Consider the following 25397-nt stretch of genomic DNA (forward strand, 5'->3'; position numbering starts at 1 on the left):
ATAATAGATAGATCCAATAGAAGAGAGGCGGTGCAGGGATAAATCCTTGCACCGCCTATTTAGTTAAAAAGTTAATCCGACTTACATATAGACGAACGATAAGAAGAGGGGCTGCAGCCTTCTTTGTTTTTGAATGCTCTGCTAAAAGCGTGAATGCTGGGATAGCCTAGTGTATCTGCTATTTCTTGCATGAGTAATTGAGAATAGCTCAACATATTTTTTGCTCGTTCTATTCGCATTTGCTGATGATATTGCATGGGAGTAATAGAAAATGCACTTTTAAACAGACTAATTAAATAGTGTTTGTTGATATGGAATTGATCCGATAATTCTTCTAATGTAAGCTGCCGGTTAGCATGAATATTCATATATCGCTGAATTTCCACTAGTAGATCCATTTTCTCCGGTTCATCCACGCGCTGAAGCCAATTGAAGTCCCTGAGCAAACAAACTAACAACTCCAAAATCATACCTTTGAGCCGATATTCGAAAAACGGAGTTTTCATTTGATATTCACGTATAATCTTAAACAAAATATCTTCGAACGGAGGGGTATTTCTTAATCGTATCTGATTAGGCAGAAACAAATCTTTTCCAGAAAGTACGTCCTCGCGGAACCATCCTTTTTCCACTTCATCCATCTCATGGTCTAATTTAAATGAAACGCTGACGTCCTCGCTGTCAGGTCTTTCTATCATGTCAAAGTGCACATGCGGCTGATCAACGGGGGACTCACCAACAACACGAATAGAATGTCGCTGCCCTGGTTTAAACAGGAAGACATCTCCCGCTACAGCTTGGTAGACGGAGTTTTCAATAGTTACCTCAAGCTCCCCTTGTTTTAAGTACAAGATTTCATAGTCCCAGATCATGCGCTCCAAAATCATAGCTCCCGGTTGCAGCCAATGGTCCATGGCAACACGAACATATGGAGAAAGTTGCCTTAAGTACAAATGGATCAGCTCCTCGCAAGCGTGAAATTTTTAGATAATTTATTTTAAATAATAGTACATAAATGATAAAAAAAATATAACAATTGCTAAATACCTGTAAACACTTTCGTTATATAATTGCGCTGAAAGAAAATATGTAAGCGTTAGCAAATAATCAACATATTGCTCAACAATTGATCTTATTCAAGCGAAGGATGGGACAAGCAAATACAAAATTCATTAACGCTATTTTAAATAATCGCCGGAACTACAAGGAGGAAATTAAAAATGACAAATTCATTTAACGGAATTGGTATGGGTTTAGGAAATCTTGCTAGACTGTCAAATGCAGTAACACGCTCGATTTCGCCTGAGAACTTTACAGGTGCCAAAGGAAAGGGCGGTATGGCAACTGAAGGAACCGGAGCAGCTCCAGCCGGAACTCTAGGTCAAGGATGGAAAATATCTCCATCGGTTATGATCGAGCCGAGTACAACCTTTACCATGGCAGAAATTGATGGTTCAGGTGTTATTCAGCATTTTTGGCTGACCTGTCCGGTTGAATTTTGGCGCCACCTCATCTTAAACATTTATTGGGATGATGAAGAGCATCCATCTGTACGTGTCCCTGTAGGCGACTTCTTCTGCAATGGCTGGTGCGAACGCAGTTTAGTGAATTCGCTGCCAATTTCCGTTAATCCTGCAAACGGATTTAATAGCTACTGGGAGATGCCTTTCCGCAAGAAAGCTAAGATTACGATGGAAAACGTGAGCACGCAAACAGCGGTACTCTATTATCAAGTGAACTATACATTAACTGAGGTTCCAGATGATATGGCTTATTTCCATGCCGAATGGCGACGCAGCAACCCGGTGAAATATAAAGATGTGCACACGATAGTAGACGGCATTAAAGGAAAGGGCCATTATGTAGGAACTTATCTTGCATGGCAAGTAAATAGCAACAATTGGTGGGGTGAAGGCGAGGTTAAGTTTTATATGGATGGCGATACCGATTTCCCAACCATATGTTCGACGGGACTGGAGGATTATATCGGTGGTGCTTGGAACTGGGATATGGATCGGAAGTATGTTACCCACTCTACGCCATACATGGGTATGCACCAACACATAAAACCAGATGGTCTTTACCGTGCAAATCAAAGGTTCGGCATGTACCGTTGGCATGTGATGGATCCGATTCGATTCGAGGATGACTTGCGTGTGACTGTGCAAGCGCTAGGGTGGCGTTCACACGGCAAATATTTGCCGCTTCAAGATGATGTCGCATCTGTCGCATACTGGTATCAAACGGAGCCTCACCAGCCACATCCAGAGCTTCCGGGCAGAGAAGAACTTGAAGTTATTTAGATGTTTAAACCAATGTTGTAAGTTCGTTGTCAAAAGTTATCATTTTACGCATAATGAAAAATGTTCTTATTAAAATAGCCTATCGAAATTATTCTTCCCTTTAGGAAGAGAATTCGATAGGCTTTTTCTATGCATTTCAATAAATGTTTCTAAATGGAATGGGAGGCAATAACCTATTCAAATCGTTAAACAAAATAAAAGAATTGATAGAAGGGAGATGTTGAACTTGTATTCAGATCACCATTTATTTTCATTCGAACATACCGTCTTCGCTGATTGTGGCACCATTGTGTATTCACCAGGAGGGCATTACGGTCCGCGTTTTCAATATGATGTTCAGCTTGTATTGCTGCATACCGGTCAGGTGGATATTACGATTGACGGAAGTAGTCATACTCTGATGCCCGGGAATGTCATATTGCTTAAGCCTGGACATGAAGAATTTTTTGAATTTGCGAAGTATTCCGATTCTTGGCATCGTTGGATTGCTGTGCGATTTGATGATCTCACTTCGCTTGAGCTTGAAGCGATCTATGGTCTACCTTTGCAAATGCCCATTTCAAAAGAATTAAATCAGCTTACGGACGTCATGCTGGAGCTCAAAACCTTCGCTCCGCTGGATGGTCATCTGATTAAATATGTGGGATTGTCTGCCTTGCAACTGTATGCTTCAGAGCATTTGCGACATCATGGCAATCATCAGGTTCATCCATCCGTCAGTGAAGCGAAAAAAAAGATTCACGCACATTATGCAGAGGACTGGTCGCTAAATGCTTTGGCAGCCTGCGTTAATGTTACGCCAGAGCATTTAGTTCGATTGTTCCGACAGCATGAAAATACGACGCCGATCAAATATTTATGGGATTTCAGAATCAGACAAGCCATTGATTTACTGACGCACTCCGGATTGTCTATATCTGAAATATCGGAGCGCTGTGGCTTCAAAACGGCGGTGCATTTTGCAAGATGTATGAAGGAACGAACGGGTCAAAGTCCAACAGATGTTCGCAAATCCGCATGGGAGCATGTGAAAAATACGAACCATGCCTAGTCTTTTTTGTCGAATAAAGGTATATCAATTTCAGTTCATAAACTATCAATCGGGTGGTATTGTTGGAAAACGGATGCAATGATAACCTTTATTCAGGAAGAATATAAAGCGCTTCCATAAATAGGACGTGGAGGGATTGAGATGAAAAAGGGGTTTGTTATTTCATTAATTCTTAGTTTTCTCATTGCGTTGGTTGGATGTAGCGGTGCTAACAAAGACGACGGCAGAACGACAATAACGTTATGGACATTCGCGGATACACACAAGCAATTTTACGATGAAATGAAAATTAAATACGAGGAAGAGCATCCGGACGTCAAAATCAAAATTGAGCTTCTCGAGCACGCGGCAATGAACGATAAGTACACTGTTGTGGCTCAATCCGGCGGGAAGGATGCTCCTGATTTAATTGATATTGAACAGGGAGCGTTCCCAAGATATATCAAGGGTGACATTCCATTCGAGCCATTGAATTCCTATTTGGATCCAGTTGGGTTAATAACTGCGATACCACAAGGACGAATGGATTTGTACACGGTAGACAGCAACATCTATGGGATTGAAATTGCAGCATGCGTAGCTGCATTGTATTACAGAAAGGATCTTTATGATGCTGCTGGTATCGATGTGACGACGCTGAAGACATGGGATGAATTTATGGAGGCTTCAAAGCCGCTCATTGGGAAAGACAAATATATTATGAGCGGTTCCGAAAAAGATTTTGGCACCTTCGAAAGCATGCTTCGCCAAGAGGGTGGAGATATTGTAACAGCAAGCGGGGAAATCGGCTTCAATACCGATAAAGGTAAATTGGTCATGAATCGTATCCAAGCTTGGAAAGATCAAGGATTGATGAGTAAGACGAGTCCTGAAGGCCCTCAATTTTGGGAAGGTTATACGAAGGGGAATTACGTGGCTGCGATAGGTCCGGATTGGTGGGCAGGACAATTGGTGCAAAATGCACCTGATCTAGCTGGGAAATGGGCTGCTGTTCCAATGCCGCTAGGTGGACCAGACTCGGTTCAGACTACCGTGCTTGGAGGAACCGGACTCTCTGTATCTAAATTTAGCAAAAACAAGGAAATCGCTTTCGATTTCCTTCGGTATACCCATTTGGATACTGAAAATGTTGTACGCAGCTTTCAAATTATTAACTTGTTCCCTGCACTGACAAGTGCTGCTGAATCCGAGGCGCTGCATCAGGAAAGCGCAATGACCAAATATTTTGGAGATCAGGACCTTGCCGCCTTATATGCAGATCTCAGCAAGCAAGCACCTAGTCAAAATCAAGCGTGGTGGCGTTCATTGGTAGGAAAGGCTTGGGATAAATTTGAGCCTGATTTCCAAAAAGGAAAAATAACGCCCGATGAATTTTTAGCGAATGTAGAAACAGAGCTCAAAAACTTGATTGCAACGGAGGAAGCGAGAGAAGTGAAATGAGGTAGTAGACGCACTGACTCATAAATCACTGATTCATAAACAGCGAGGTAGAAGAGGTGTGAAGGCCACATCTCTTCTTCTATTGGAGGCGATATAGATGAATGCAACAATTCGACCGAAATGGAGTAAGGCGCCGTTTCTTTTTATTAGTCCCTTCTTTTTGGCATATGCCGTTTTTGGTTTTTATCCTATGTTATATGGATTTTGGTTAAGTTTGCAAAAGGGGACATCGGATTATTCTTTTGCAGGGTTTTCCAACTATATATTTGTTCTAAAGGACGCTTTTTTTTGGAAATCGATGTGGAATGGGACGCAGCTAGCCTTTGGAAGTTTGTTTATCATTTTACCGATTGCTCTAAGTGTTGCATTGCTGCTGAATCGTCCGAATATATCCAGTAAAAAGGGCTTTTTTGCGACATTTTTCTTCACACCTAACATCACGTCGGCGGTTGCTGTCGGCATTATATTTAAGCTTCTTCTTGAACGCGACAGTGGAGTTCTCAATCACTTATTAAGTTTTTTCGGCGTTGATCCCATTGGATGGCTAAAGGACCCTTCATGGACGATGCCTGCGCTCATCATCCTGTGTACATGGAAATATCTTGGTATAAATATTTTGTATTTTTTGGCGGGCTTGCAAAGCGTACCCAAAGAGCTCATTGAAGCAGCGAAAATAGATGGAGCAAGACCGATGCAACGATTGTGGTATATCATATTACCGCTTGTGCGGCCAATTATGACTTTTGTCGTTTTTTCAACGCTGCTAGGTTCATACGGCATGTTCGGTGAAGCATTTATTTTGGCAGGAAGCGGGTTTGGTCCAGAAAACTCTCTCGTATTTCCGACCTCGTATTTATATGATCAAGCTTTCCGAAGATTAGATTTCACTTATTCCTCTGCCTTAGGCTACGTATTTACGATTCTGATGCTGATCATCGGAATCATTCAACTCAAATTGTTTAATGTCAAAAATCAGGGGGCATGAGAAGGATGAACAAACTGTTTAACGTAATCATTTATAGCGTGCTCACCTTACTGAGCCTTCTGTTTCTGACACCATTCCTCTTTATGATCGGAACATCATTTAAGAAATACGAGGACATTGTTGGTGATCCTTTAAACCCGCTGCCGCTTCGTCCTACCTTCGATAACTTTATCCATTTATTCGAGAAGCTGCCTTTTTTCACTCAGCTAGTTAATAGTCTCATTATTGCAGTGTCTCTAACGCTGCTAGCCATTCTGTTTAATGGATTAGTAGCATTCGGGTTTGCTCGTTACGATTTTAAGTATAAGAACACCTTGTTTGTAGCGATGCTTGCTACGATGATGATTCCTGGTCAAATGACACTTGTGCCATCGTTTATTATGTTTCGTTCCTTTGGTTGGCTGGATTCATTCCTGCCGCTTATCCTTCCGGGTATCGTTGGCGCTTTCGGCGTATTCCTCATTCGGCAAGTGATGATCGACATTCCTAGAGAAATCTATGAAAGCGCAAAAATTGATGGAAGCACGGAGCTCGGCACCTTCTTTCGTATTGCGTTTCCGCTAAGTGCCAGTGCGATAGGCATAGTCGCTTTATTGACGTTTATGAACGCATGGAACGATTATATCGGACCACTCATATATTTAACCTCAGGATCGAAGATGACGCTAGCTGTTGGCCTTACAACGATGAATAACCCTTATCAGATTGATTATGCTTCACCTATTACAGGTGCATTCTTAATGTCATTGCCGGTGCTCGTATTGCTAAGTGTAATTGGACATAAATATTTTGTAGATGGACTGACTGCTGGATCGATTAAGGGATAGTGCTCCAATCCGTTTATGAAAATGTTGAATATCAATTATAGACACAAAGTTGATAATCAGAGCTATTGTTTAAGAACACTCTGAGCAGTATTATACATTTATAGCCATGCATGAAAAACAGGGTCAATCGCAATCGCATAATTGAGAGGAGAAAATTTTTATGCTTAAAACAGAAAGCGAACTTCTTATGCCATTATCAAATGAACAACTGGAGCAATATAATAGAGACGGATTTATCATTATAAAAAATGGTTGCAGCTCGGATTTGATTGATGCTTTTAATAGACACATCTTCGAAATACGCTCTGCACCGCTCGATGAAACGCCGGACTGGGCACGGACATCAGAGAAAGCACGTTTTTCTTCACGATTGTTTAACCCGCATCAGCATGACAGCTTCTCTCGTCAAGTGATGAAGCTTCCTATCGTACGCGGTGCTTTGGCCCAGCTCATGAAGAAGGAAGCGGTTTGTGTACAAAGCATGTTCTTCTATAAAGAACCTGGATCACAGGGTCAGGCCGCGCATCAAGATTTTTACTATATTAAAAATGATCCGATGACGATGATTGCTGCTTGGATTGCTATGGAGGATAAGGTTGATGAACAAAACGGCTGTCTGTGGGTGATACCAGGCACACACAAGCTAGGGCTTCTTCCACATGGTAAGGTGAAGGATCTCGTAGAACATGAAGAACATACTCACGAAACAGAGGGTATCAATTTAAAGGAGCAAATTCCAGTTATTATGGAGAAAGGTGATGTACTTTTTTTCCACGAACTGCTCATTCATTCCTCGAACCGCAACAGAAGTACAGATCGCTGGCGCCGTTCATACGTGTGTCACTATATTCGTGAGGATTCGGCGGTTACTCTGCGTGAGGACTTGCGTGAGAAATATTCGTTGAAGTAAATGACTGTTGGCCCGAGCGATCTTCGCTTGGGCTTATACATATCTAGTGGGGAGTTGCGGCATGACAAAGTGGAATCGGGTTAACGATGGATCTGATTGTGCGCCAAGACTAGCTGTTCAGCAAGCATGGTGGGCGATGAGTGGACTTGGGGAGAATGGCAGAGAATGGTCTGTTGAGGAAAAAGTCGAGAAAATCGCAGAAGCAGGTTTCACTGGAATCGTTGGATTTGTGCCAAATCCTGAGGAAACGGAAGTCTGGCAGCGATTGCTGGAAAAAAATAAATTAACGTTTAGCGGATTGGCTTTCCCGAGTACTCCAGCAGACATGGCTGCATCACTTGAAGCTGCCAAGCGTTACGGCAATGTACAGTACATGAGTACGCAAGTTATGGATTCCTTTATCGTAGATGACAAGGCGGTAGAGTTATTTAATGAGATTTTAGCTGTATCAGAACAAGCTGCAATTCCAAACTTTATTGAAACACATAGAGGCACTGTAACACAGGATTTGATTAGAACAGCAGGTTATGTTGATCAAATACAAGGACTCGAGCTTATTATCGACCTATCGCATTATGTTGTAGCAGGTGAAATGAATGGTACAAGCCCGATTGCAGAATCATACTTCGAGAAGCTGTTGACTCGTACAGCAACGATACATGCAAGGGTATCAAACGGGGAACAGGTTCAGATAGATGTGGGACCAAATGGGGAGCATCCGATGGTTGAGCATTTTAAGCGTTGGTGGCTGACTGGGATGAGGAATTGGAGAAATCAAGCAGGACCAGGAGATATTTTGCCGTTTGTAACGGAGCTTGGACCTCCTCATTATGCCATTACATGGCGAGAGGATACGGAGCATGAACTCGAGTTTTCGGATCGATGGGAACAAGCACTGCTATTCAAGAAAATAGCCGAAAATCTTTGGCTGGAAGTCGGGAAAGGTTGAAAATATGAGCAGCGCACTGTATCGCATTTCATTCAACAGCATAAAATTAGCTTGGGCAGGCTCAATTATCTATCCTTCTGGTGGCCGATACGGCCCAAGGGTGCAGGATGATTTGCAGCTAGTGCTGCTGCATTCTGGAGAAATGAGAATCGAGATTGACGGCGAAGTTCACTTGGTTACACCAGGCTCCGTCGTATTACTAAAGCCAGGGCATCATGAACAGTTCACTTTCTCCACTAGAGGGGAGACTTGGCATCGCTGGATATCCGTACACATGGAGAGCTTTTCAGAGATAGAGAAAGCTTATTTTGAGGGGCTGCCGCTGGTCCAACCGATCTCGGAAGAGCTTAATCGTTTGGCTGATGTGATGCTTTCTGTACAATCCAATCATTCATCAGAAAGCGATGTAGTTCGAAGCTTGGGTATGTCCGCAATTCAACTATATATATCAGAAACGTCGCGAACACGCGAGCTAGCCGAGGTTCATCCGTCGATAATACTCGCGAAGAATCTGATTCATAGTACCTATCAAGAGGAAATAAGCTTGAGTATACTAGCTGATCATTCAGGCGTCTCACCAGAACATCTGGTGCGATTGTTTAGAAATCATGAGAATACAACTCCGATTAAATACCTTTGGCATTATCGGGTAGTTCGAGCATTAGAATTTTTGACACATACCGGTTTGTCGATTACAGAGATCACATTAAGGTGTGGATTTAAGTCAACCTTTCATTTTGCAAGGATGGTCAAGCAGCAGACCGGAAAGACTCCTACGGAAGTGAGGCGTTTTTCTTGGAAGGGTAATCATATTGAATAAAAAAAGTTCGCAGCGATCTGGTAAAGACCCCTATTTGCAGACATTGCAAAGCTGACAGATTCTCTCGTAAAGGTATGAAACTGCCTTGGTGTTCGAGCTGCTCTTGGTGGAAGAATTTTTCTAAACAAACGATTGACACAATGAAGGTTCAATGTTATTTTTACATTAACGTTAATGTTATCATTAATATTACGTTAAACCACCTAAAAAGGAGGTTCGAATTTTAAAATAATTAAATTTAGTAAGCGTTTTCTTGAGATGAGTATGAATCTAGAAAAGGGGTGTGTGCGGTGTCAAATTTTCAAACGACGAAGTCTAAAACACGACCGACTACTTATAAGCATCAACGGGTAAAAAATCTTCCCGTCAGCGCGGTGCGAATTAATGATACATTTTGGGCGCCCAAATTGAATGTCATTCGGGAAGTAACCGCTCATGATGTATTAAATAAGTTCGAAAGCGACGGAGCATTGAGAAATTTTGATTTCGTGATTGTGGGGGAAGGTGGATACCACTCTGGCGAGCCGTGGTTTGACGGATTGATCTATGAGACGATTCGAGGCATTTCGGATATTTTGGCGGTACATTACGATGAGGTTTTAGACAAAAGAGTTGACATGATCATTGAAAAGGTTGCTCTGGCACAAAGCGCCGTTGGGGACGGCTATATTAACACGTATACGTTGCTCGATCGTCCGAACCAGCGATGGGGCGACAACGGCGGCAATCTGCGGTGGCAGCACGACGTCTATAATGCCGGTTGTTTGGTGGAAGCAGCCGTTCATCACTACAAGGCGACCGGAAAAACGACGCTCCTTGAAGTTGGCGTGAAGTTCGCGAACCATATGTGCGATCATATGGGGCCGCCACCAAAACGAAATATCGTACCTGCTCATTCACTTCCGGAAGAGGCACTATTAAAGCTATACCAGCTAGCCATAGATGAGCCGGCGCTCGCGAAGATATTAAACACCCCCTTCGAGGCATCCGACTATTTGGATTTGGTCACATTCTGGATTGGAAACCGCGGCAACTACGAAGACCGTCCATGTTGGGGGGAATACGCGCAGGATCACAAGCCAGTTTTGGAGCAGGAAGAGGCGGTTGGTCATGCTGTTCGTGCGACGCTTCTGTACACGGGTCTGGCAGCGTACCATTTATCGACGGGGGATCCGAACTATTTAGAAACAGCGAAGAAGCTTTGGAACAATATCGCGCACCAAAAATCACATATCAGCGGTGGAGTAGGCGCTGTGCACAATGAAGAAAAATTCGGGCAGAATTACGAGCTTCCCGACGATGGTTATTTGGAAACTTGTGCGGGCGTAGGAATGGGATACTTTAGCTGGAATCTGTTTTTGGCGACGGGCGAAAGCCAGTATATCGATACTCTAGAAACTATTCTTTATAATATTTTACTCGCTGGTCGCTCCATGAATGGCCATAAATACTTCTATGAAAACCCTCTTGTGAGTAATGGCGGACATAACAGATGGGAATGGCATAGCTGTCCATGCTGCCCACCGATGATCGTGAAGATGCTTCCGGAATTACCTGCTTTCATTTATGCTCACGATGAGGATGGGGCGTTCGTCAATCTTTATGTAGAAGGTGAAGTCGACATGGAGATTGGCGGCATGGGCGTTAAGTTATCGCAGCAAACCGATTATCCATGGGAAGGCTCGATCGGTATTACTGTAAAGCCGGAGCGCGAAGCCCGTTTTCAAGTTCGTCTGCGCATTCCGGGGTGGTGCGAGAATTACGCAATACGCGTTAATAACGAGCTGACACAATATAGTGTCGAGAACGGATACGCCGTGATCAACAGGGTATGGGGACTTAGCGACGTCATCGTGCTTGAGCTGGATTTGAACGTCGATCTTATTGAAGCTCACCCTTATGTGACGACCCATGAGAATATGGTAGCCATTAAACGGGGGCCGATGCTCTACTGCCTTGAATCGATGGACAATGAACGGTATGTCATTAAACGCGGCATGGCGCAGTATACCCGTGAGTCGTTGGACAAAGGGAAGGGCTTGAAGAGATTGCTTCCTGAGCAGCCGGTTTTTGAGACGGATTACGTGAAGGACTTTTTCGATGGCGCCGTTATTGTCCATACGAAAGATGCAGACAATCAAGACCTCATCGCCATTCCATATCCTTATTGGAATAACCGTTCACGCGGCGCTATGAACATTTGGCTGCAGTATGAGAAGCTAAATGAGCTGAGTGGATGGGAAAACCAACTATATCGTAAAATTCCTTTAAATACGGTCAGTTTGAATTAATTGATTGAATGAATACGCTACTTAAAAAGTGCTTTCTTGTGCAGAAGCACTTTTCATTATCACTTGTACATTAACGATAATGTTATCGTTGATGTACAAAAAGAGGGAAGGGGCTAATTGGGATGAAGACGATAAAAACCTATTTTATTTTGGCGTTGATTACCCTCGTTCTTGCCGCTTGCAGCGGCACTGGTACAAACAACGGCCAGAAGGATTCAGGCTCGCAGGAAAATGTGAATCAAGGCGGAAGCAGCAAGCAAGAGCCCGTAACGATCAAATACACCTTCTGGGGTAGCCCAAACGAGAAGAAGGTGCAAGAAGCGGCCATTAAAGGGTTTATGAAGAAATATCCTTGGATTACGGTGAAAGCGCAGCATATCCCTGAGGAATACTCGACAAAAATCCAAACGATGTCTGTAAGCGGCGAAACTCCCGATATCGGGCTTCTGTACGGCGAAGACACGATGAAATGGGCAGAGGAAGGCCGATTGTATAATATTAAGGATTTCTTCGACAACGATTCTGAAATTCAGTTATCGGATGTTTTGGAAAACACCCAATACTGGTGGGATGAAGGCAAGCTTGCCGGTATCAACGGCGCGCTCGAGGTGTTCGGACTCTTTTATAACAAAGCCATGTTTGAAGAGCTTGGTGTAGATCCGCTTCCGACCAGGGCGGAGGACGCACTGTCTTGGGATCAGTTTGTCGAAGTCGCTCAGAAGCTGACCATCGACAGCAACGGGAAAAATGCACTCGACCCAGCCTTCAACTCGCAAAAGATTAAGCAGTTTGGCGTAAGCTTGCCTACTTGGGCTTATATGAATGCCGTTGAGAGCAACGGCGGGAAGTTTGTGAACGAGGACGGTACCAAGTTCTTGCTCTCGGAACCGGAGGCCGTCGAAGCGATTCAGCGCTGGCAGGACCTGATTTATAAATACCATGTGGCGCCGACGCCAACCCAATCAGCATCTTTCCCCGGTGGAGCGGTCGGGCTTCAAAGTAAAAAATTTGCTATCTCAATGGATGGACAGTGGACGCTCGTTGATCTCGGCGTGTCGAAATTGGATTTCGGCATCGGGGTGCTCCCGAATATGAAGCAAATGAAAACGATGAATCTGGGTGAACCAATCGTCATTTTTAAAGATACGAAGCATCCACAGGAAGCATGGCTTCTTCTGAAATGGATGATGAATCCAGAGAATACGCTAGAGCTTCAGTCTAGTGGTCTGTGGATGCCCGTCCTCAAAAAGTGGTATGAAGATCCAGAATTGATCGCAAAATGGGCGCAAGGCAACCCCGCTCACCCAGAAGGGTATGTAGAGGCGATTTTGGATAACGGTTTTAATAATGGTTTTCAAAATACGGTATATTACGTGAAAAACGTACCGGAAATCAATTCGATTCTGCAGCCGGCATTTGACTTGATCTGGCAGGGCAAGCAATCAGTTCAAGAAGCGCTAAACGATGTAAAGCCAAAAGTGGAGGCTGTCCTGAAGGGCGTTTATAAGCGGTAGGTTGATCGGGGAGCGGCTAATCATTTGGTTTAGCCGCTCCAAATGAGACGAAGAAAGAAGGTGATTTGATTGATCGAAGTGGCAACTCCTATGGTGAAGCCGTCGTCATCGTCGTTCAAAACGAGGAGAAAAAATGAGGCTTTTTATGGATACTTATTTGCATCGCCCGTCATATTAGGATTTCTTATTTTTGTTCTGGGTCCGATGATCGCAAGCTTTATTTATAGCTTCACGGACTATAATGTGATCAGCAAGATGAATTTTATCGGCACGCGCAATTATCAAAACCTGTTCAACGGCACTGATCCTTTTTTTTATAAATCTCTGGGCGTTACTGCTTATTATGTGCTTCTTAGCGTACCACTGCAAATCGTTTGCTCATTTTTAATGGCTCTGTTATTAAATCAAAACATTAAGGGAAAATCGATTTTTAGGACGATTTTTTACTTGCCAACCATCGTACCTGTCGTCGCTTCCTCGGTCCTGTTCTTATGGCTGCTTAATCCAGATATCGGCTTATTTAATCAGATACTTGAGTTTTTGGGGCTCCCTAAGTCACAGTGGATATACTCGGAAAAGATGGCCGTTCCTTCGCTTGTGTTAATGAGTTTATGGTCGATCGGAGGTATAACGGTTATATTCTTGGCAGGGTTGCAAGGGGTACCACGGCATTTATATGAAGCGGTTGAAGTTGATGGTGGAAAGGGCTGGCATAGGCTGTTGTACGTGACGATTCCACTGATGACGCCTACCATTTTCTTTAATACGGTCATGGGATTGATCGGAGGCTTTCAAATCTTCGGGCAGGCTTACATTATGACGCAGGGCGGACCCAATAATGCCACGCTCTTTTATTCGTTCTATTTATATAGGGAAGCATTCGACAACTTCAGAATGGGAAGCGCTTCAGCTATTGCCTGGGTGCTGTTTGTCATTATTTTAATTTTAACGCTATTGGTGTTTAAATCTTCTAATTTGTGGGTGTATAGCGAAAATGAGGAGGGGAAACGATGATCCGCTCGAAAAAAACGAAGATTTTAACGTACGTGGTTTTGATCTTGCTTTCGTGCGTGTGCCTTTTCCCTTTCATTTGGCTTATCAGAAGCTCCTTAATGCATATGTCTCAAATTTATGAAACCCCGCCAGTCTGGATACCTTCACCTTTTCAATTTAGTAATTATTCAGAAGCGCTGACGATTCTGCCGTTTGGCAAATACTTTTTGAACACATCCCTCATTGTCGTATTGGAGATTAGTGGCGTCGTACTGACAAGCTCAATTTGTGCATATGCGTTTGCACGTTTGCGATGGCCCGGAAGAAATATGGTGTTCATGATCATTTTGACAAGTATGATGCTGCCCGGAGCGGTAACTTTGATACCGATATTTCTTGCATGGTCGGCTCTCGATGCAGTTAATACGATCATCCCGCTAACCGTACCAGCATGGTTCGGGGGCGGTGCGTTCAATGTGTTTTTGATCCGGCAATTTTTAGTTGCTATTCCGAAAGATCTCGATGAGGCTGCACTGGTCGATGGGGCCGGTTACTTCCGAATCTTTACTCATATTATGTTTCCGCTTGCGAAGCCGGCGTTAATCGTAGTTGGTTTGTTCGCCTTTCTTAACGGTTGGAACGATTTCCTTGGACCGTTGATCTATTTAAACGATGAAGCAAAATTTACGCTTGCCTTAGGTTTGCAGCTGTTTAAAGGGATGTATAACGCGCAATGGCATTTAATGATGGCAGCGACTGCGATGGTCGTTCTTCCGGCTGTCATCGTCTTCTTTCTCGGTCAGAAGTATTTCGTTGAGGGCATCGTTATGTCCGGGGTAAAGGGGTGAGGCTATGATTAAATTGTTTGCAAGCGATATCGACGGAACGCTGATGAATGGGCGAAAAGAGATTCATTCACGAGATATCCAAGCTGTGCGAGAGGCAATGGAGAGCGGGATGATCGTGTGCCTAGCTTCAGGGAGAATGTACAGCGAAATAAAAATGGTAATAGAGGAGCTTGCGAAACCTTGTTATGCAATTTGTCAGAATGGCGCATCCGTTATTAGTGATACTGGTGTCTTATTAAGCGCCAATCATTTTGAGAGCGAACTGGCATCCTCTTTGTTTAAATTCGTTCATATTCCCGGATTGGTACCGTTAATTTGCGCTTCGGACGGAAATTACGTCGTTAACATGAATGAAGCGGCGGCCACAGTGGGCGAGCGCTTTCTAACTCCACTGCGTGAGAAAAGCGATCTCCTCGAATCAATCCGAGAGCAGGAGTTTTTCCCTACTAAATTTTCGATTTACGGAGAGGTGCCGATTCTAGAGCGATTGCTTCAGGATCTGGCTAACGTCTATGGGGAAAACGTTACGGCTTCATTCTCCGATGCAGACGGGGTCGACATCATGCCTGCCGGGGTAGATAAGGGGACAGCTTTACTTTCGTTGATGAGTCGCTTGAACATCGGAAGCGATGAGGTGGCTTGTATCGGAGACTCGTATAATGATCTCGCCATGTTCAGGCTAACACCTTACAGCTATGCCATGACAGCAGCTGACGAAGCGGTTAGGAGGGTAGCGGCCCATTCGGCAAGCGGCGTGGCGGAGGCTTTGGAATCCGTGAGGAATGGGGATATTCCTGCCTTTCTTCAAGATTGACGCCAAGTAGGTAACATGATATGCTTCCTGCATTGATGCTATTGTCAGCATATGGTGGCGATCTTTGTTGAGGAGAAGAGAAGAAATGGATGGAAAGAAAATAACGCTAAAAGACATTGCACAAACCACAGGGCTATCTGCGAATACAGTTTCAAGAGCTTTAAAGGATAAAGATGACATTGCCGAAGCAACGCGCAAGATGATCCAAGGCGTTGCGAAGGAAATGGGGTACGTAGGCAACTCCTCGGCGGGTTCCCTTCGGTCGGGACTAACACGAACGATCGCGGTCATTGTTGGCGACGTAGCGAACCCCCATTTTGCCATCATGGTCAAAGATATCGAGAAGGCTGCAAGAAAGCATAACTATACGATTATCGTCCTAAATACGGAAGAAGATAATGAATTGGAAGAGAGAGCCGTCTATACCGCGATTGGCAAAAACGTCGATGGAATCATCATTTGTCCGGCTCAACATAGCTCTGATAATATTCGTTTCATTCTAAAAAACGGTATCCCTTTCGTGTTGCTAGGCCGACGATTTGTGGACGAGACGGATTTCGATTACGTGATTAGCGACGATTATAACGGCGGCTATCAGGCGACTCGCCATCTTATCGAAGTGGGGCATCAAAAAATACTGCTGCTTAATGGGCCGTCCCGCATCTCAAGCGCCAGAGACCGGTTAGAGGGATACAAGCACGCATTGAAGGAGCATGGTATACCTGTAGATAGCAAACTTATTACGGAAAACGGAGTTTTGACGGGTGATGCGAGAAAAACGGTGAAGGAGCTTGTAATGGAAGGGCCTGACTTCACGGCTATCTTTGCGTTCAATGATGTATTCGCATGGGAAGCCATCTATATGATCCGAAAAATGGGATATCGCGTTCCAGAAGATTTTGCCGTGATTGGATTCGATAATATTCAGTCGAGAAACTTCTTTCCGTTTTCATTGTCCTCCATCAGTAATTCCAAAAGCAAGATGTCACGTCGAGCCTTGGATATTTTATTGAACAAAATCAATAATCCGATGTACCAGAACAGATTTCATGAAACCGTTGAGACACGGCTGATTTTGAGGGAAAGCACACGCAGTTACGTATAATGGGAAGTCGTTCAAAAAATCTGTTGACAGCTATTTGAGTACAATGTTAACTTTACATTAACGATAATGTTACCATTAACATTATCGTTAATAGTATTCGGAGATGAGTTTATTCAACTTATGGACGTACATATCCTGCCAAAGTTATAACCGTTTCCGTGGTCTAATAATCGATTTATTACGTGGATGAGAGGGAGGAAGGAAACGAATGACAACAGTTAAACATGTACCGCAAACGATGACGGTACCGCTTTTTGTGGGGCAGGGGAAGATCGAGTACGGAGAAAAGCAAGTGCCTGTCCCGGGGCCGGGTCAATTATTACTTGAGGTAAAGGCGAACGCGCTTTGTGGTTCTGATCGGAGTCAGTTTTTCGAAGGCACGCATACGACACCTGGGCACGAAGCTGCTGGCATCGTTGCGGCAGCAGGACCGAATACAAAGACTGCCCTAGGCACGCCAGGCGTCGTATTTTTAATGGATTTCTGCGGTGAGTGCCGCAACTGCCAGCTAGGTTTCACGAATCAATGCCTCGGTAAGCGAGCGGACTACGGGTTCTCGCATGACGGCGGCTATGGTCCTTATATGGTCGTCAACGAAAATGTGTTTTTTGCAGTTGATCCGTCCATTCCGCTTACCGAAGCGACTATGCTCCTCGATATTATGGGAACGGGTGGACATTCTATCAAACGCGCACAGCTCGTTCATCCTGATGTGGGCTCGGTATTGGTAGCAGGAGCAGGGCCAATCGGCTTAGGCGTGCTTGCAATGGCGAAGCTGTTGTTGGGAGAAGAAACGCCAGTCTTTATTATGGACTTTGTGCAATACCGCCTGGACGTGGCCGAAAAGATGGGGGCGATTCCTGTCAATCTCGCAAGCGAAACCATAACGGAGGCCATCCATAAAATCGGTCTTAGTGGCATCGACATTGCAATCGATACAAGCGGCAAGACGGCAGGACGGCAGACAGCATTGGACGCATTAAATCAACGAGGAGTTCTCGTCTGTGTGGGGCACGGACAAGAATTGAACCTGCAAGTATCAAGCGATCTCATTGCAACGGAACGCGCGGTGCTCGGTAGTGAGTATTTTCAATATAACGAATTAGAGGAAAATCATCATTTAATAAAAGGAAATCTGTCATATTTGAGTCAAATCATAACGCATCGCTTCGGTATAGACAAAATCCAAGAGGCATATGAGCTGTTTTTCAACGGTGATACGGGTAAGGTGATTATCGAACTGTGAGCCGGCCAAACAAAGTGAAGGTCGCGCTCGTCGGTGCAGGTGGCAAAGTGAATCGTCTCGGATTGTCAGCAGGATTCAATGCCCCCGGGAGCTGGGGTCTTCAGCATGCGCGCATTTTCGCTACGAGACCGGATGTTGATTTCTGCGCTATTGTTGGAAGAAACCCGGAGATGACGCAGGGAAAAGCGAGAGAATATGGCACGAAGGGGTACGTAAGCATTGAAGAGATGTTAAAGAAGGAAACGCCTGACTTGGTAAGCATGTGCCTACCGAATCAAGGGCATTTTGAAGCGACCCTTCAAGTCATTCAGGCAGGAGTTCCTTTATTCGTCGAAAAACCGCTCGTCTTTGACCTTAGGGAAGCCGATGTGCTTCTGAACGAAGCGGCGAAACGAAATGTCTTCTTCGCTATTAATTTCAATCATCGCTTTGCGAAACCGGTGCAGCTTGCCTATGAAGCCATTAAGGCCGATCGGTTAGGCGAGCTAACCTTTGCTTCATGGAGATTCGGAGGAGATGGCGCAAGTGACCATTTGCACGCGAATCTGATTGAGACGCAATGCCATGGATTCGATATGCTGGAGCATTTATGCGGGCCGATTGAATCGGTCATGGCGGAAATGACGGATAAAACGGGAAACGGATATCGCACACTGTCGATTACATTGCGGTTCGCAAGCGGAGCGGTGGGCAGCTTGATCGGTACTTATGATTCTTCTTATGCTTATCCGGACACGCATCGCCTGGAGTTAGACGGGACAAAAGGACGTTCTGTCATATACGATACGGTGAAGCGATACACCTTTCACTCGGTGGGTAATGAAATCGGTGAAAGCTGGGAAGCAGGATATTTCAACGACGAGGATCGTGATTTCCATCGGACCTTCGATAAACACGTTGATGCATTGCTTCATAGCCTAAGGGAGAAGCAGCAGCCACCAGTCGACGCTAAAGCAGGCTACAGGGCGTTATTAATTGCGGAAGCAGCAATTCAATCTTTTGAAAGCGGTAGACGAGTAATGGTTTAGCGTATTTTTAAAAAAGCCGTTGATTTTCAGGAGTATGTCCTGAATTTCATTCGGCTATTTTTTATTTGAAATAGAAATATTACTCGCTGTACTTCAACGCATGATTTCACTTCTTTTTCTGAAGCTCAGCTTCGATAAATCGAACCCACTCGCGAGAGGCAAAAGATAGATACTTATCTTTGCGCCATATCATCGATAATTGCCACGGAATCGCAGGTTGAACGACGGATAGCGTAGCGAAGCGTTTAGGGTCAAGCTGCCTACATATTCCTTCTGGCAAAAGAGTGACTCCGTATTTAGCTGCGATCATTTCGGTCATAAAATCCCATTGGGAGCTCTCAAACACGATTTTAGGCTCAAATCCTGCTGCCACACAATGCTCTTTAATTAGATGATGGATCGTAAAGTCTTGGCGAAACATGATGAAAGGCTCTGATTCCAACTGAATCATCTCGATTGTATTTTGAGCTGCTAGTTTATGTTCAGCGTGGACAACAAGCCGCAGATTTTCATTAATGCAAGGAAGGACATGATATCGTTCGACATCCTTTACTGGTAGGATGACCATGCTGAAATCCAATTCACCATTTAAGATATCTTGCTCTAAGCTTTTCCCGCCTTGTTCAATCATTTGCAAGCGAATTTGCGGATAGTGAGTTAAAAACTTCTCGATAATCGACGGTAAAAAATAACTGCCTACCATAGGAGGAATGCCGAGACGCAGCGTTCCTTTCTTTAATGTGACGACCTCTTCCAATTCACTCGACATATCCTCGAACGATTGAATGATATGTTTCGCTGAACGGAGAATGGATACACCAGCATCCGTTAATTCGATCTGTTTGGCTGAACGATCAAGAAGCTGTACCCCAAGATCCTCCTCCAGCAGACGAACCATTTTGGACAATGAGGGCTGAGTGACATGCAGCTTGCGTGCTGCCTGTGTAAAACTGCCGGCTTCGGCGACAGCGACAAAGTAATTTAAATGTTTAAGGTCCATTTGGGTTGCTCCTTCAGCTTTAGAGCAGGTTTAAAAACTATGCTGCTTTATGAGTACCTATAGTGAAAAGGAATGAAAACTATGCGATATATGTATTTTACCTATATATGAGTTGGGTGTAAACTTAGCGTTATCGAAAAATTTTATGAAGAAAAAAGGTGTTACCATGAATGTATTAGAAGAATTAGTTGTGCCTTTATCATCAAGGCCAGCATCAGCATCACTAACCATTAAGGAATCGATCGTCCTGCCGCCAGATACCAATCATCACGGAACGATTTTTGGTGGAAAGCTTATGGCATATATAGATGATGTGGCTACGATTGCCGCAACTAAGCATGCTCGTCGTCCTGTTGTTACGGCTTCAACTGACTCCGTCGATTTTCTTCACCCCGTAAGAAAAGGCGATGCTGTAAGCTTATCCGCTTTTGTTACTTGGTCACATAAAACATCCATGGAGGTGTTTGTCCGAGTAGTGACTGAGGATTTGCTCACTGGTGGACGCAAAGTATGTGCTACCTCATTCTTAACGTTTGTTGCATTAGGTGAAGATGACAAACCAACGGTCGTACCGGGCGTACAAGCCGAATCAGATGAAGAGCGCTTATTGTTCTCTACTGCACCTGACCGTAAAGAGGCGAGACGTATACGCAGACAAGAGAGCAAGCATTTCGCTAACTATATGGGAACAGATTATGCGTTTAAAGAAACACAAGCCAAAGCCGTACCGCAGCATTCAATTAACAAAGGTTACGAATCTGCTTGGGGCTCGGATTGGTAAAAATATAAGTGGGTTACACAAAGCTGCTGTGAATGATCACAGCAGTTTTCTTGTTTGCTTCAGTTAGAAAAATTGACCTGTATGTTTTTGGAAATAGGGATAACCTGTGACCGCATATCTTTTAATGAGCAGAAATTCGTTTAAAGGAGCATGCGATGCATAATGCAGGGACATTTTTTTTGAAGCTGATCCTTAATCTATTTTCGCTTCTTTTTATTTTTCCCGCTATCCTGTTCTCCATTCTAGTGCTTTTTCTAACGGATAATTTAAAATCTGGCATGGTGATGCTCATATCCGCTTTGATTCTCCATAGTATCGTCAAACTCAGCAGCATCAATCATTCCTTTTCACGAGAAGATCATTATTACTCAATAGATCACTTAGAACGTGAATCATTTGGTAAGTGGCCAAATACTAAGGAGACACCACCGCCACTTGATGAAATTTATCGAGATATTGATTGTTGGAATGGAGAAACAGAGGCATTGTTCCGCATCATTCGAGAACGTGATCAGGGCATTGAATTAGAACAATGTTCCACGCAATGCAGAAATTGTAAGCAGGATGAGCGTAAACGATAACGGGAAGAATAAGCTTCTCATCGATGTTAGGATGGTTAACAGCAAATATTACCAGCCTAATTAATAAATATTAATGACATAATACCCCCGAATTCATATAAGATATGCGAAAGATATGTAAATAGGGAGGTTATATGATCATGGAAAAGAAACGCTGCTTGTTCTGTTCTGAGATCGTACCCATCGAAGAAAAAGGTGAGTATGACCGCTATTTGGGCTGCTGCTGCGCACCGGGAAGTTATTACAGTTTATTGAGAGATAGTTACCTTGCCATAAACTCATTGTCCTATCCAATAAAAAATAAACGCTTTCCCATTATATCGGGGTACATTAGAGAACAATTAGATTGCGGTAAAAAGGTTACCCTTTCGATTGATGACTTAGAAACGATTGAAAAAGCTCCGCATATTCCATTAACCATTGAAGATAAAGAAGGACGGCTTCTGCAATATTTATATCGAAATTCCGATGTGCCAGGACAATCGATTATTATTCAGCCGCTATCGCAAAACTTCAACTTAACGTATTCTCCAAACCTGCAAGAGCTCGTTTATATTGTGGAGAAGCTAAGGGAAGGGCAATTCATTGTCAGAGAAGGAATTAACTTTAAGCTTACGGAGAAGGGTTGGAACGAAGCGGCAGCAAGTGCAGGGGGCAGGAAGCTAAAAACATGCTGTGTGCTGTTGTCAGATAATCAAGATTTGAAAGAAGAATGGTTCGAAAATGTATTTCCCAAGTTAGAGCAGTTCGGTTATTTGCCTTTCATGTTTCAACAATCAGATGTGGAAGGCATTGAATATCATGCAATGACCAAGCTCACAGACAGTAAGCTCATTATTGCGGATATAACGAACCATTCGCCGGAAGTTTATTTTACAGCAGGTTATGCGCTTGGTAGAAATATAGACGTCGTTTGGACGATGAAAAGCACTCAGACGGACGAGCTGTTCGTTCAACCAGAGTCTATAAGGCCAATCATGTGGGCTAATGTGGAGGAATTGACAGGGCTGCTTCAACAGCGGTTAAGTTTTAAGAAGTAGAAGATATGCAATTATATATAGAAGCATTACACAAAACACACGCTAAAAAAGGTGTGTTTTGTGTTTTCATAAATAGACAATTTGTACTCTACAACTAGCTGCACATGGTAGTTGGTTTCAAGGCTGCATTAAAAGCAGCTCGATTCTCCCACAGAAATGAGTGGATTTGACTAGACTCTTCAAAGAAATACTCTTGCTCGTCCAAATAATCTTCACCTAATCCATGAACGCTGAATCGATCCTCGCTGTTATTCATCAAAGTCCACTGGCCACCGCGTTTTCGATCTGCAAACACGAAATAAAACTTTTGACCGGAGGCATCCCACTGGGCTAATTCCTTGAAGTTTTCTAAAATAAATACAATATCATTTTTCTTTTTGATCAACATGGTTCATCTCCTCTTTCTTTATAAAAATTATTGTCATATTAGCGTGTATGCTTGCATAAGAACAAAACAAGAATATACGATTTCGTCAAAAAAGTATGTCAAACGGTAGGAACGAATTATAGGATTGTTTGACGAATATTGCCGTACTTGATATATGGAAAAATCAGTTATACTATTAATGTCTAAATAGCATTAGCGGTTGGAAGAAAGGGCGTGTGCGAATGACCATTTATTTTGCGCTTTTACGGGGAATTAATGTGGGCGGTCATAACATGATAAAAATGGCGGAGCTTAAACGAATGTTCGAGGAGCTCGGCTACGAGCGAGTGCAAACGTATATCAATAGCGGGAATGTGATTTTCGAATCAAGCGAAAATGTAATTACAATAGAGGATCAAATAGAGAGGGAGATCAGTAAAGTATTTGGATTTAATATCGCTACAATATTGAGAACGGCAGATGAACTATCAAGCATTATTGATAAATCACCATTCGGGGAGCTTGTCTTGACGGAAGGACAAAGCATTCATCTCACTTTATTAAAAGAGGCGCCCACACAAGAACAAATCGATAAACTGCCCGTTGTAGACCAAGGCGATGACGAATATCATATAGACGGCAAAGAAATTTATGTGCTTTATCGAAACAGCATACTTGACTCCAAGCTGCTTAAAAAATTTCAGAATCTGCTCCCAGCTACAGCCCGGAACTGGAAAACGATTATGAAGCTCGATGCCATGGCGAGAGCATTAAAATAATTGCGGCGATATCCAATAAAAAAAGGACAGGGCAGCTATTCTGTTAGAAAAATAGAGCCCTATCCTTTTTGGCGACGATTGTTTTTTTATACGCTCGTTCCTTCACTTTCATGGCTGAATTGCCACAAAATACCAAGCTTGTCCTTCAATTGGCCGTAGGCTTTACTCCAGAACGTTTCTTGGAGCTCCATGCCGATAGTGCCGCCTTCTTTTAACTTATGAAATAATGTAGTTATTTCATCCATGTTTTTGCTAACGACTGCAAGGCTAATATTATTCCCTTCAATAAAGGGCATGCCAGGAAAAACATCAGAAAACATAATGTTGCTTCCCAAAATGTTTAAACGAGCGTGCATGACTAAGTTTTTTGCTTCCTCAGGAAGCGGATACTCTGGATTTGGCGGATTATCTCCGAAGGTAGTGAAGTTTGTGATTTCAGTTCCAAACACTTGAGCATAAAACTCGACTGCTTCACGACAATTTCCATTAAAATTCAAATACACATCAACTGCCATTATTATTCACTCCTTCATGGTTATTGGTTCATTATTGCTCCAATATTTTCATTCCAATTGTATCATTAGATTGCCTGGAATCAAATTTTTTTTTGAGAATATCTCATGTACCATCCTAACTTTGGAAAAAAGAATCAAGGATGCATTTTTACTGGATTATTCAATAGAAAAAGGAAAACCACAAGGCCCATGATCTGGTCCTTGTGGAGAAATTAACAGTCTCAACGTCTTCAGGGACGTTCAGACCTTCTTATTAGTATCCTTTACCATAACCGCCGCTACCAACTCCGCCGACACCGCCGTATCCGCCGAATCCGCAACTGCAAGCGATAATCACCAAGAGAATAAACAGGACTAGGATTGTTCCTAAGTTCGAGAAAGCTCCGCCAACGTGACCAGACATTTTTAAATGCACCTCCTAACGATTAGGGTACTGTGTAATTTATGCAAGCTGGGTGTTTGATGATTGGGTGTTTGTTACGTAGTCAAATGATTCATGACATTTGCCCAGATTCATAGTAGATAGAAATGAAAACGGAGCAGTACCATTTTTTCACAAACAGACGAACTTGAACATAAAAATGCATTACTTTATAATGTGCTTAATGTAAGTACATTTAATGATGCAGCAAAAGTCACAAAAGTGGCTGAAGGAGTGAGTGAGCATGAGTACAGCAAACCGTGGAGTAAACATTGGACCACCACGCTTTAAAATAGCCGTTCATTCGATCGTCTGGTTAGCGCAAAGCGGCAGCATCTTATCAAGCGCGATGATCGCGAATCAGGTAAATTCACATGCTACTTTTATGAGAAGAGTAATGCAAGCATTAGCGACAGCAGGCATTGTGGAGTCAAAGGGCGGTAGAGAAGGCGGCTATAATTTAAGAAAAACAGCTGATGAAATTACGTTAGGTGAAATTTACGCTGCTGTAAATACATGTTCATCTGAACCGGAAGTTGATGTTAATTGTGGAGAAACAGGTCAAAAACTGGACGTAGAACTAGAGAAAATACTTTTTGAAGCTGAGCAACAAACGATTGAATACCTTAAGCAGTATACCATTGCTGATGTGATGGAACGTGTGGATTTTTTTGTAGTCTAACTTTTTTCAAGAAGGTACTAGTCAAACGTTAATAAAGGAATTATAATGTGCTTAAATGAGTTGCAGTTTACGCTGCGCTTTTATTTTTGATTAATATGTGCTCGTAA

The 25397-nt window shown here is 43.3% G+C and carries 26 protein-coding genes; 21 read left to right on the plus strand and 5 right to left on the minus strand.

What is annotated here, in order from left to right; genetic code table 11:
* Positions 1 to 71: 71 nt before the first annotated feature.
* Positions 72 to 953, minus strand: coding sequence for an AraC family transcriptional regulator (locus AC787_RS09655; RefSeq protein WP_054024577.1), 882 nt, complete (start codon positions 951 to 953; stop codon positions 72 to 74).
* 267 nt (positions 954 to 1220) lie between these two features.
* On the opposite strand from AC787_RS09655, the gene AC787_RS09660 reads away from it, so the two are divergent.
* The 16 genes from AC787_RS09660 (at position 1221) to AC787_RS09735 (ending at position 19124) form a co-directional block, all read left to right on the plus strand.
* Positions 1221 to 2303 carry a glycoside hydrolase family 172 protein gene (locus AC787_RS09660; protein WP_054024578.1) on the plus strand — a complete coding sequence of 361 codons (1083 nt, stop codon included), beginning with the start codon at positions 1221 to 1223 and terminating at the stop codon, positions 2301 to 2303.
* 226 nt (positions 2304 to 2529) lie between these two features.
* Positions 2530 to 3354 carry an AraC family transcriptional regulator gene (locus AC787_RS09665; protein WP_054024579.1) on the plus strand — a complete coding sequence of 275 codons (825 nt, stop codon included), beginning with the start codon at positions 2530 to 2532 and terminating at the stop codon, positions 3352 to 3354.
* Positions 3355 to 3495: 141 nt separating this feature from the next.
* On the plus strand, positions 3496 to 4794 hold the full coding sequence (locus AC787_RS09670) for an ABC transporter substrate-binding protein (protein ID WP_054024580.1): 1299 nt from the start codon (positions 3496 to 3498) through the stop codon (positions 4792 to 4794).
* 97 nt (positions 4795 to 4891) lie between these two features.
* A complete protein-coding gene (locus AC787_RS09675) occupies positions 4892 to 5779 on the plus strand; it encodes a carbohydrate ABC transporter permease (protein WP_054024581.1) in 888 nt (295 codons plus the stop codon).
* Positions 5780 to 5784: 5 nt separating this feature from the next.
* On the plus strand, positions 5785 to 6606 hold the full coding sequence (locus AC787_RS09680) for a carbohydrate ABC transporter permease (protein ID WP_054024582.1): 822 nt from the start codon (positions 5785 to 5787) through the stop codon (positions 6604 to 6606).
* A gap of 160 nt (positions 6607 to 6766) precedes the next feature.
* The gene (locus tag AC787_RS09685; RefSeq protein WP_054024583.1) at positions 6767 to 7516 is read left to right on the plus strand and encodes a phytanoyl-CoA dioxygenase family protein; all 750 of its coding nucleotides are present in this window, start codon (positions 6767 to 6769) and stop codon (positions 7514 to 7516) included.
* Positions 7517 to 7577: 61 nt separating this feature from the next.
* A complete protein-coding gene (locus AC787_RS09690; protein ID WP_054024584.1) occupies positions 7578 to 8465 on the plus strand; it encodes a sugar phosphate isomerase/epimerase family protein in 888 nt (295 codons plus the stop codon).
* A 4-nt stretch (positions 8466 to 8469) separates the two neighbouring features.
* Positions 8470 to 9285 (plus strand): AraC family transcriptional regulator, encoded by an 816-nt coding sequence (locus tag AC787_RS09695; RefSeq protein WP_054024585.1) that lies wholly within the window; start codon positions 8470 to 8472, stop codon positions 9283 to 9285.
* A 290-nt stretch (positions 9286 to 9575) separates the two neighbouring features.
* A complete protein-coding gene (locus tag AC787_RS09700) occupies positions 9576 to 11576 on the plus strand; it encodes a glycoside hydrolase family 127 protein (RefSeq protein WP_054024586.1) in 2001 nt (666 codons plus the stop codon).
* 122 nt (positions 11577 to 11698) lie between these two features.
* Positions 11699 to 13090: an ABC transporter substrate-binding protein gene (locus AC787_RS09705; protein WP_054024587.1), complete on the plus strand. Its 1392-nt coding sequence runs from the start codon at positions 11699 to 11701 to the stop codon at positions 13088 to 13090.
* A 90-nt stretch (positions 13091 to 13180) separates the two neighbouring features.
* Complete coding sequence (locus AC787_RS09710) at positions 13181 to 14104, plus strand: carbohydrate ABC transporter permease (RefSeq protein WP_054027001.1); 924 nt, start codon at positions 13181 to 13183, stop codon at positions 14102 to 14104.
* Positions 14101 to 14931, plus strand: a complete 831-nt coding sequence (locus tag AC787_RS09715) for a carbohydrate ABC transporter permease (RefSeq protein WP_054024588.1) — start codon at positions 14101 to 14103, stop codon at positions 14929 to 14931. The genes AC787_RS09710 and AC787_RS09715 overlap by 4 nt, the downstream gene beginning before the upstream one ends.
* 4 nt (positions 14932 to 14935) lie before the next feature.
* Positions 14936 to 15745 carry a Cof-type HAD-IIB family hydrolase gene (locus AC787_RS09720; protein WP_054024589.1) on the plus strand — a complete coding sequence of 270 codons (810 nt, stop codon included), beginning with the start codon at positions 14936 to 14938 and terminating at the stop codon, positions 15743 to 15745.
* An 85-nt stretch (positions 15746 to 15830) separates the two neighbouring features.
* Positions 15831 to 16850: a LacI family DNA-binding transcriptional regulator gene (locus AC787_RS09725; protein WP_054024590.1), complete on the plus strand. Its 1020-nt coding sequence runs from the start codon at positions 15831 to 15833 to the stop codon at positions 16848 to 16850.
* A gap of 208 nt (positions 16851 to 17058) precedes the next feature.
* Complete coding sequence (locus tag AC787_RS09730) at positions 17059 to 18096, plus strand: zinc-dependent alcohol dehydrogenase family protein (protein WP_054024591.1); 1038 nt, start codon at positions 17059 to 17061, stop codon at positions 18094 to 18096.
* Positions 18093 to 19124: a Gfo/Idh/MocA family protein gene (locus tag AC787_RS09735; RefSeq protein WP_082360696.1), complete on the plus strand. Its 1032-nt coding sequence runs from the start codon at positions 18093 to 18095 to the stop codon at positions 19122 to 19124. The genes AC787_RS09730 and AC787_RS09735 overlap by 4 nt, the downstream gene beginning before the upstream one ends.
* Before the next feature lie 106 nt (positions 19125 to 19230).
* Here AC787_RS09735 and AC787_RS09740 read toward each other — a convergent pair whose 3' ends face one another.
* Positions 19231 to 20124, minus strand: coding sequence for a LysR family transcriptional regulator (locus AC787_RS09740; protein WP_054024592.1), 894 nt, complete (start codon positions 20122 to 20124; stop codon positions 19231 to 19233).
* Positions 20125 to 20290: 166 nt separating this feature from the next.
* On the opposite strand from AC787_RS09740, the gene AC787_RS09745 reads away from it, so the two are divergent.
* The 3 genes from AC787_RS09745 (at position 20291) to AC787_RS09755 (ending at position 22526) form a co-directional block, all read left to right on the plus strand.
* Complete coding sequence (locus tag AC787_RS09745) at positions 20291 to 20905, plus strand: acyl-CoA thioesterase (protein ID WP_054024593.1); 615 nt, start codon at positions 20291 to 20293, stop codon at positions 20903 to 20905.
* 155 nt (positions 20906 to 21060) lie between these two features.
* Positions 21061 to 21486: a hypothetical protein gene (locus AC787_RS09750; RefSeq protein WP_054024594.1), complete on the plus strand. Its 426-nt coding sequence runs from the start codon at positions 21061 to 21063 to the stop codon at positions 21484 to 21486.
* A gap of 140 nt (positions 21487 to 21626) precedes the next feature.
* Positions 21627 to 22526: a hypothetical protein gene (locus AC787_RS09755; RefSeq protein WP_054024595.1), complete on the plus strand. Its 900-nt coding sequence runs from the start codon at positions 21627 to 21629 to the stop codon at positions 22524 to 22526.
* 94 nt (positions 22527 to 22620) lie between these two features.
* On the opposite strand, the gene AC787_RS09760 is transcribed toward AC787_RS09755, so the two are convergent.
* Positions 22621 to 22914 carry a hypothetical protein gene (locus tag AC787_RS09760; RefSeq protein ID WP_054024596.1) on the minus strand — a complete coding sequence of 98 codons (294 nt, stop codon included), beginning with the start codon at positions 22912 to 22914 and terminating at the stop codon, positions 22621 to 22623.
* A gap of 221 nt (positions 22915 to 23135) precedes the next feature.
* Between AC787_RS09760 and AC787_RS09765 the strand changes: the two genes are divergently transcribed.
* Positions 23136 to 23672, plus strand: a complete 537-nt coding sequence (locus tag AC787_RS09765) for a DUF1697 domain-containing protein (protein ID WP_054024597.1) — start codon at positions 23136 to 23138, stop codon at positions 23670 to 23672.
* A gap of 86 nt (positions 23673 to 23758) precedes the next feature.
* Here the strand turns inward: AC787_RS09765 and AC787_RS09770 are convergent, their stop codons facing one another.
* Positions 23759 to 24187 carry a VOC family protein gene (locus tag AC787_RS09770; protein ID WP_054024598.1) on the minus strand — a complete coding sequence of 143 codons (429 nt, stop codon included), beginning with the start codon at positions 24185 to 24187 and terminating at the stop codon, positions 23759 to 23761.
* A 253-nt stretch (positions 24188 to 24440) separates the two neighbouring features.
* Positions 24441 to 24590, minus strand: coding sequence for a hypothetical protein (locus AC787_RS34445; RefSeq protein ID WP_162839308.1), 150 nt, complete (start codon positions 24588 to 24590; stop codon positions 24441 to 24443).
* Positions 24591 to 24852: 262 nt separating this feature from the next.
* Between AC787_RS34445 and AC787_RS09775 the strand changes: the two genes are divergently transcribed.
* Positions 24853 to 25290, plus strand: coding sequence for an RrF2 family transcriptional regulator (locus AC787_RS09775; RefSeq protein WP_054024599.1), 438 nt, complete (start codon positions 24853 to 24855; stop codon positions 25288 to 25290).
* Positions 25291 to 25397 lie beyond the last annotated feature (107 nt).

Source organism: Bacillus sp. FJAT-28004, assembly GCF_001280845.1.
GTDB lineage: Bacteria > Bacillota > Bacilli > Paenibacillales > Paenibacillaceae > Pristimantibacillus.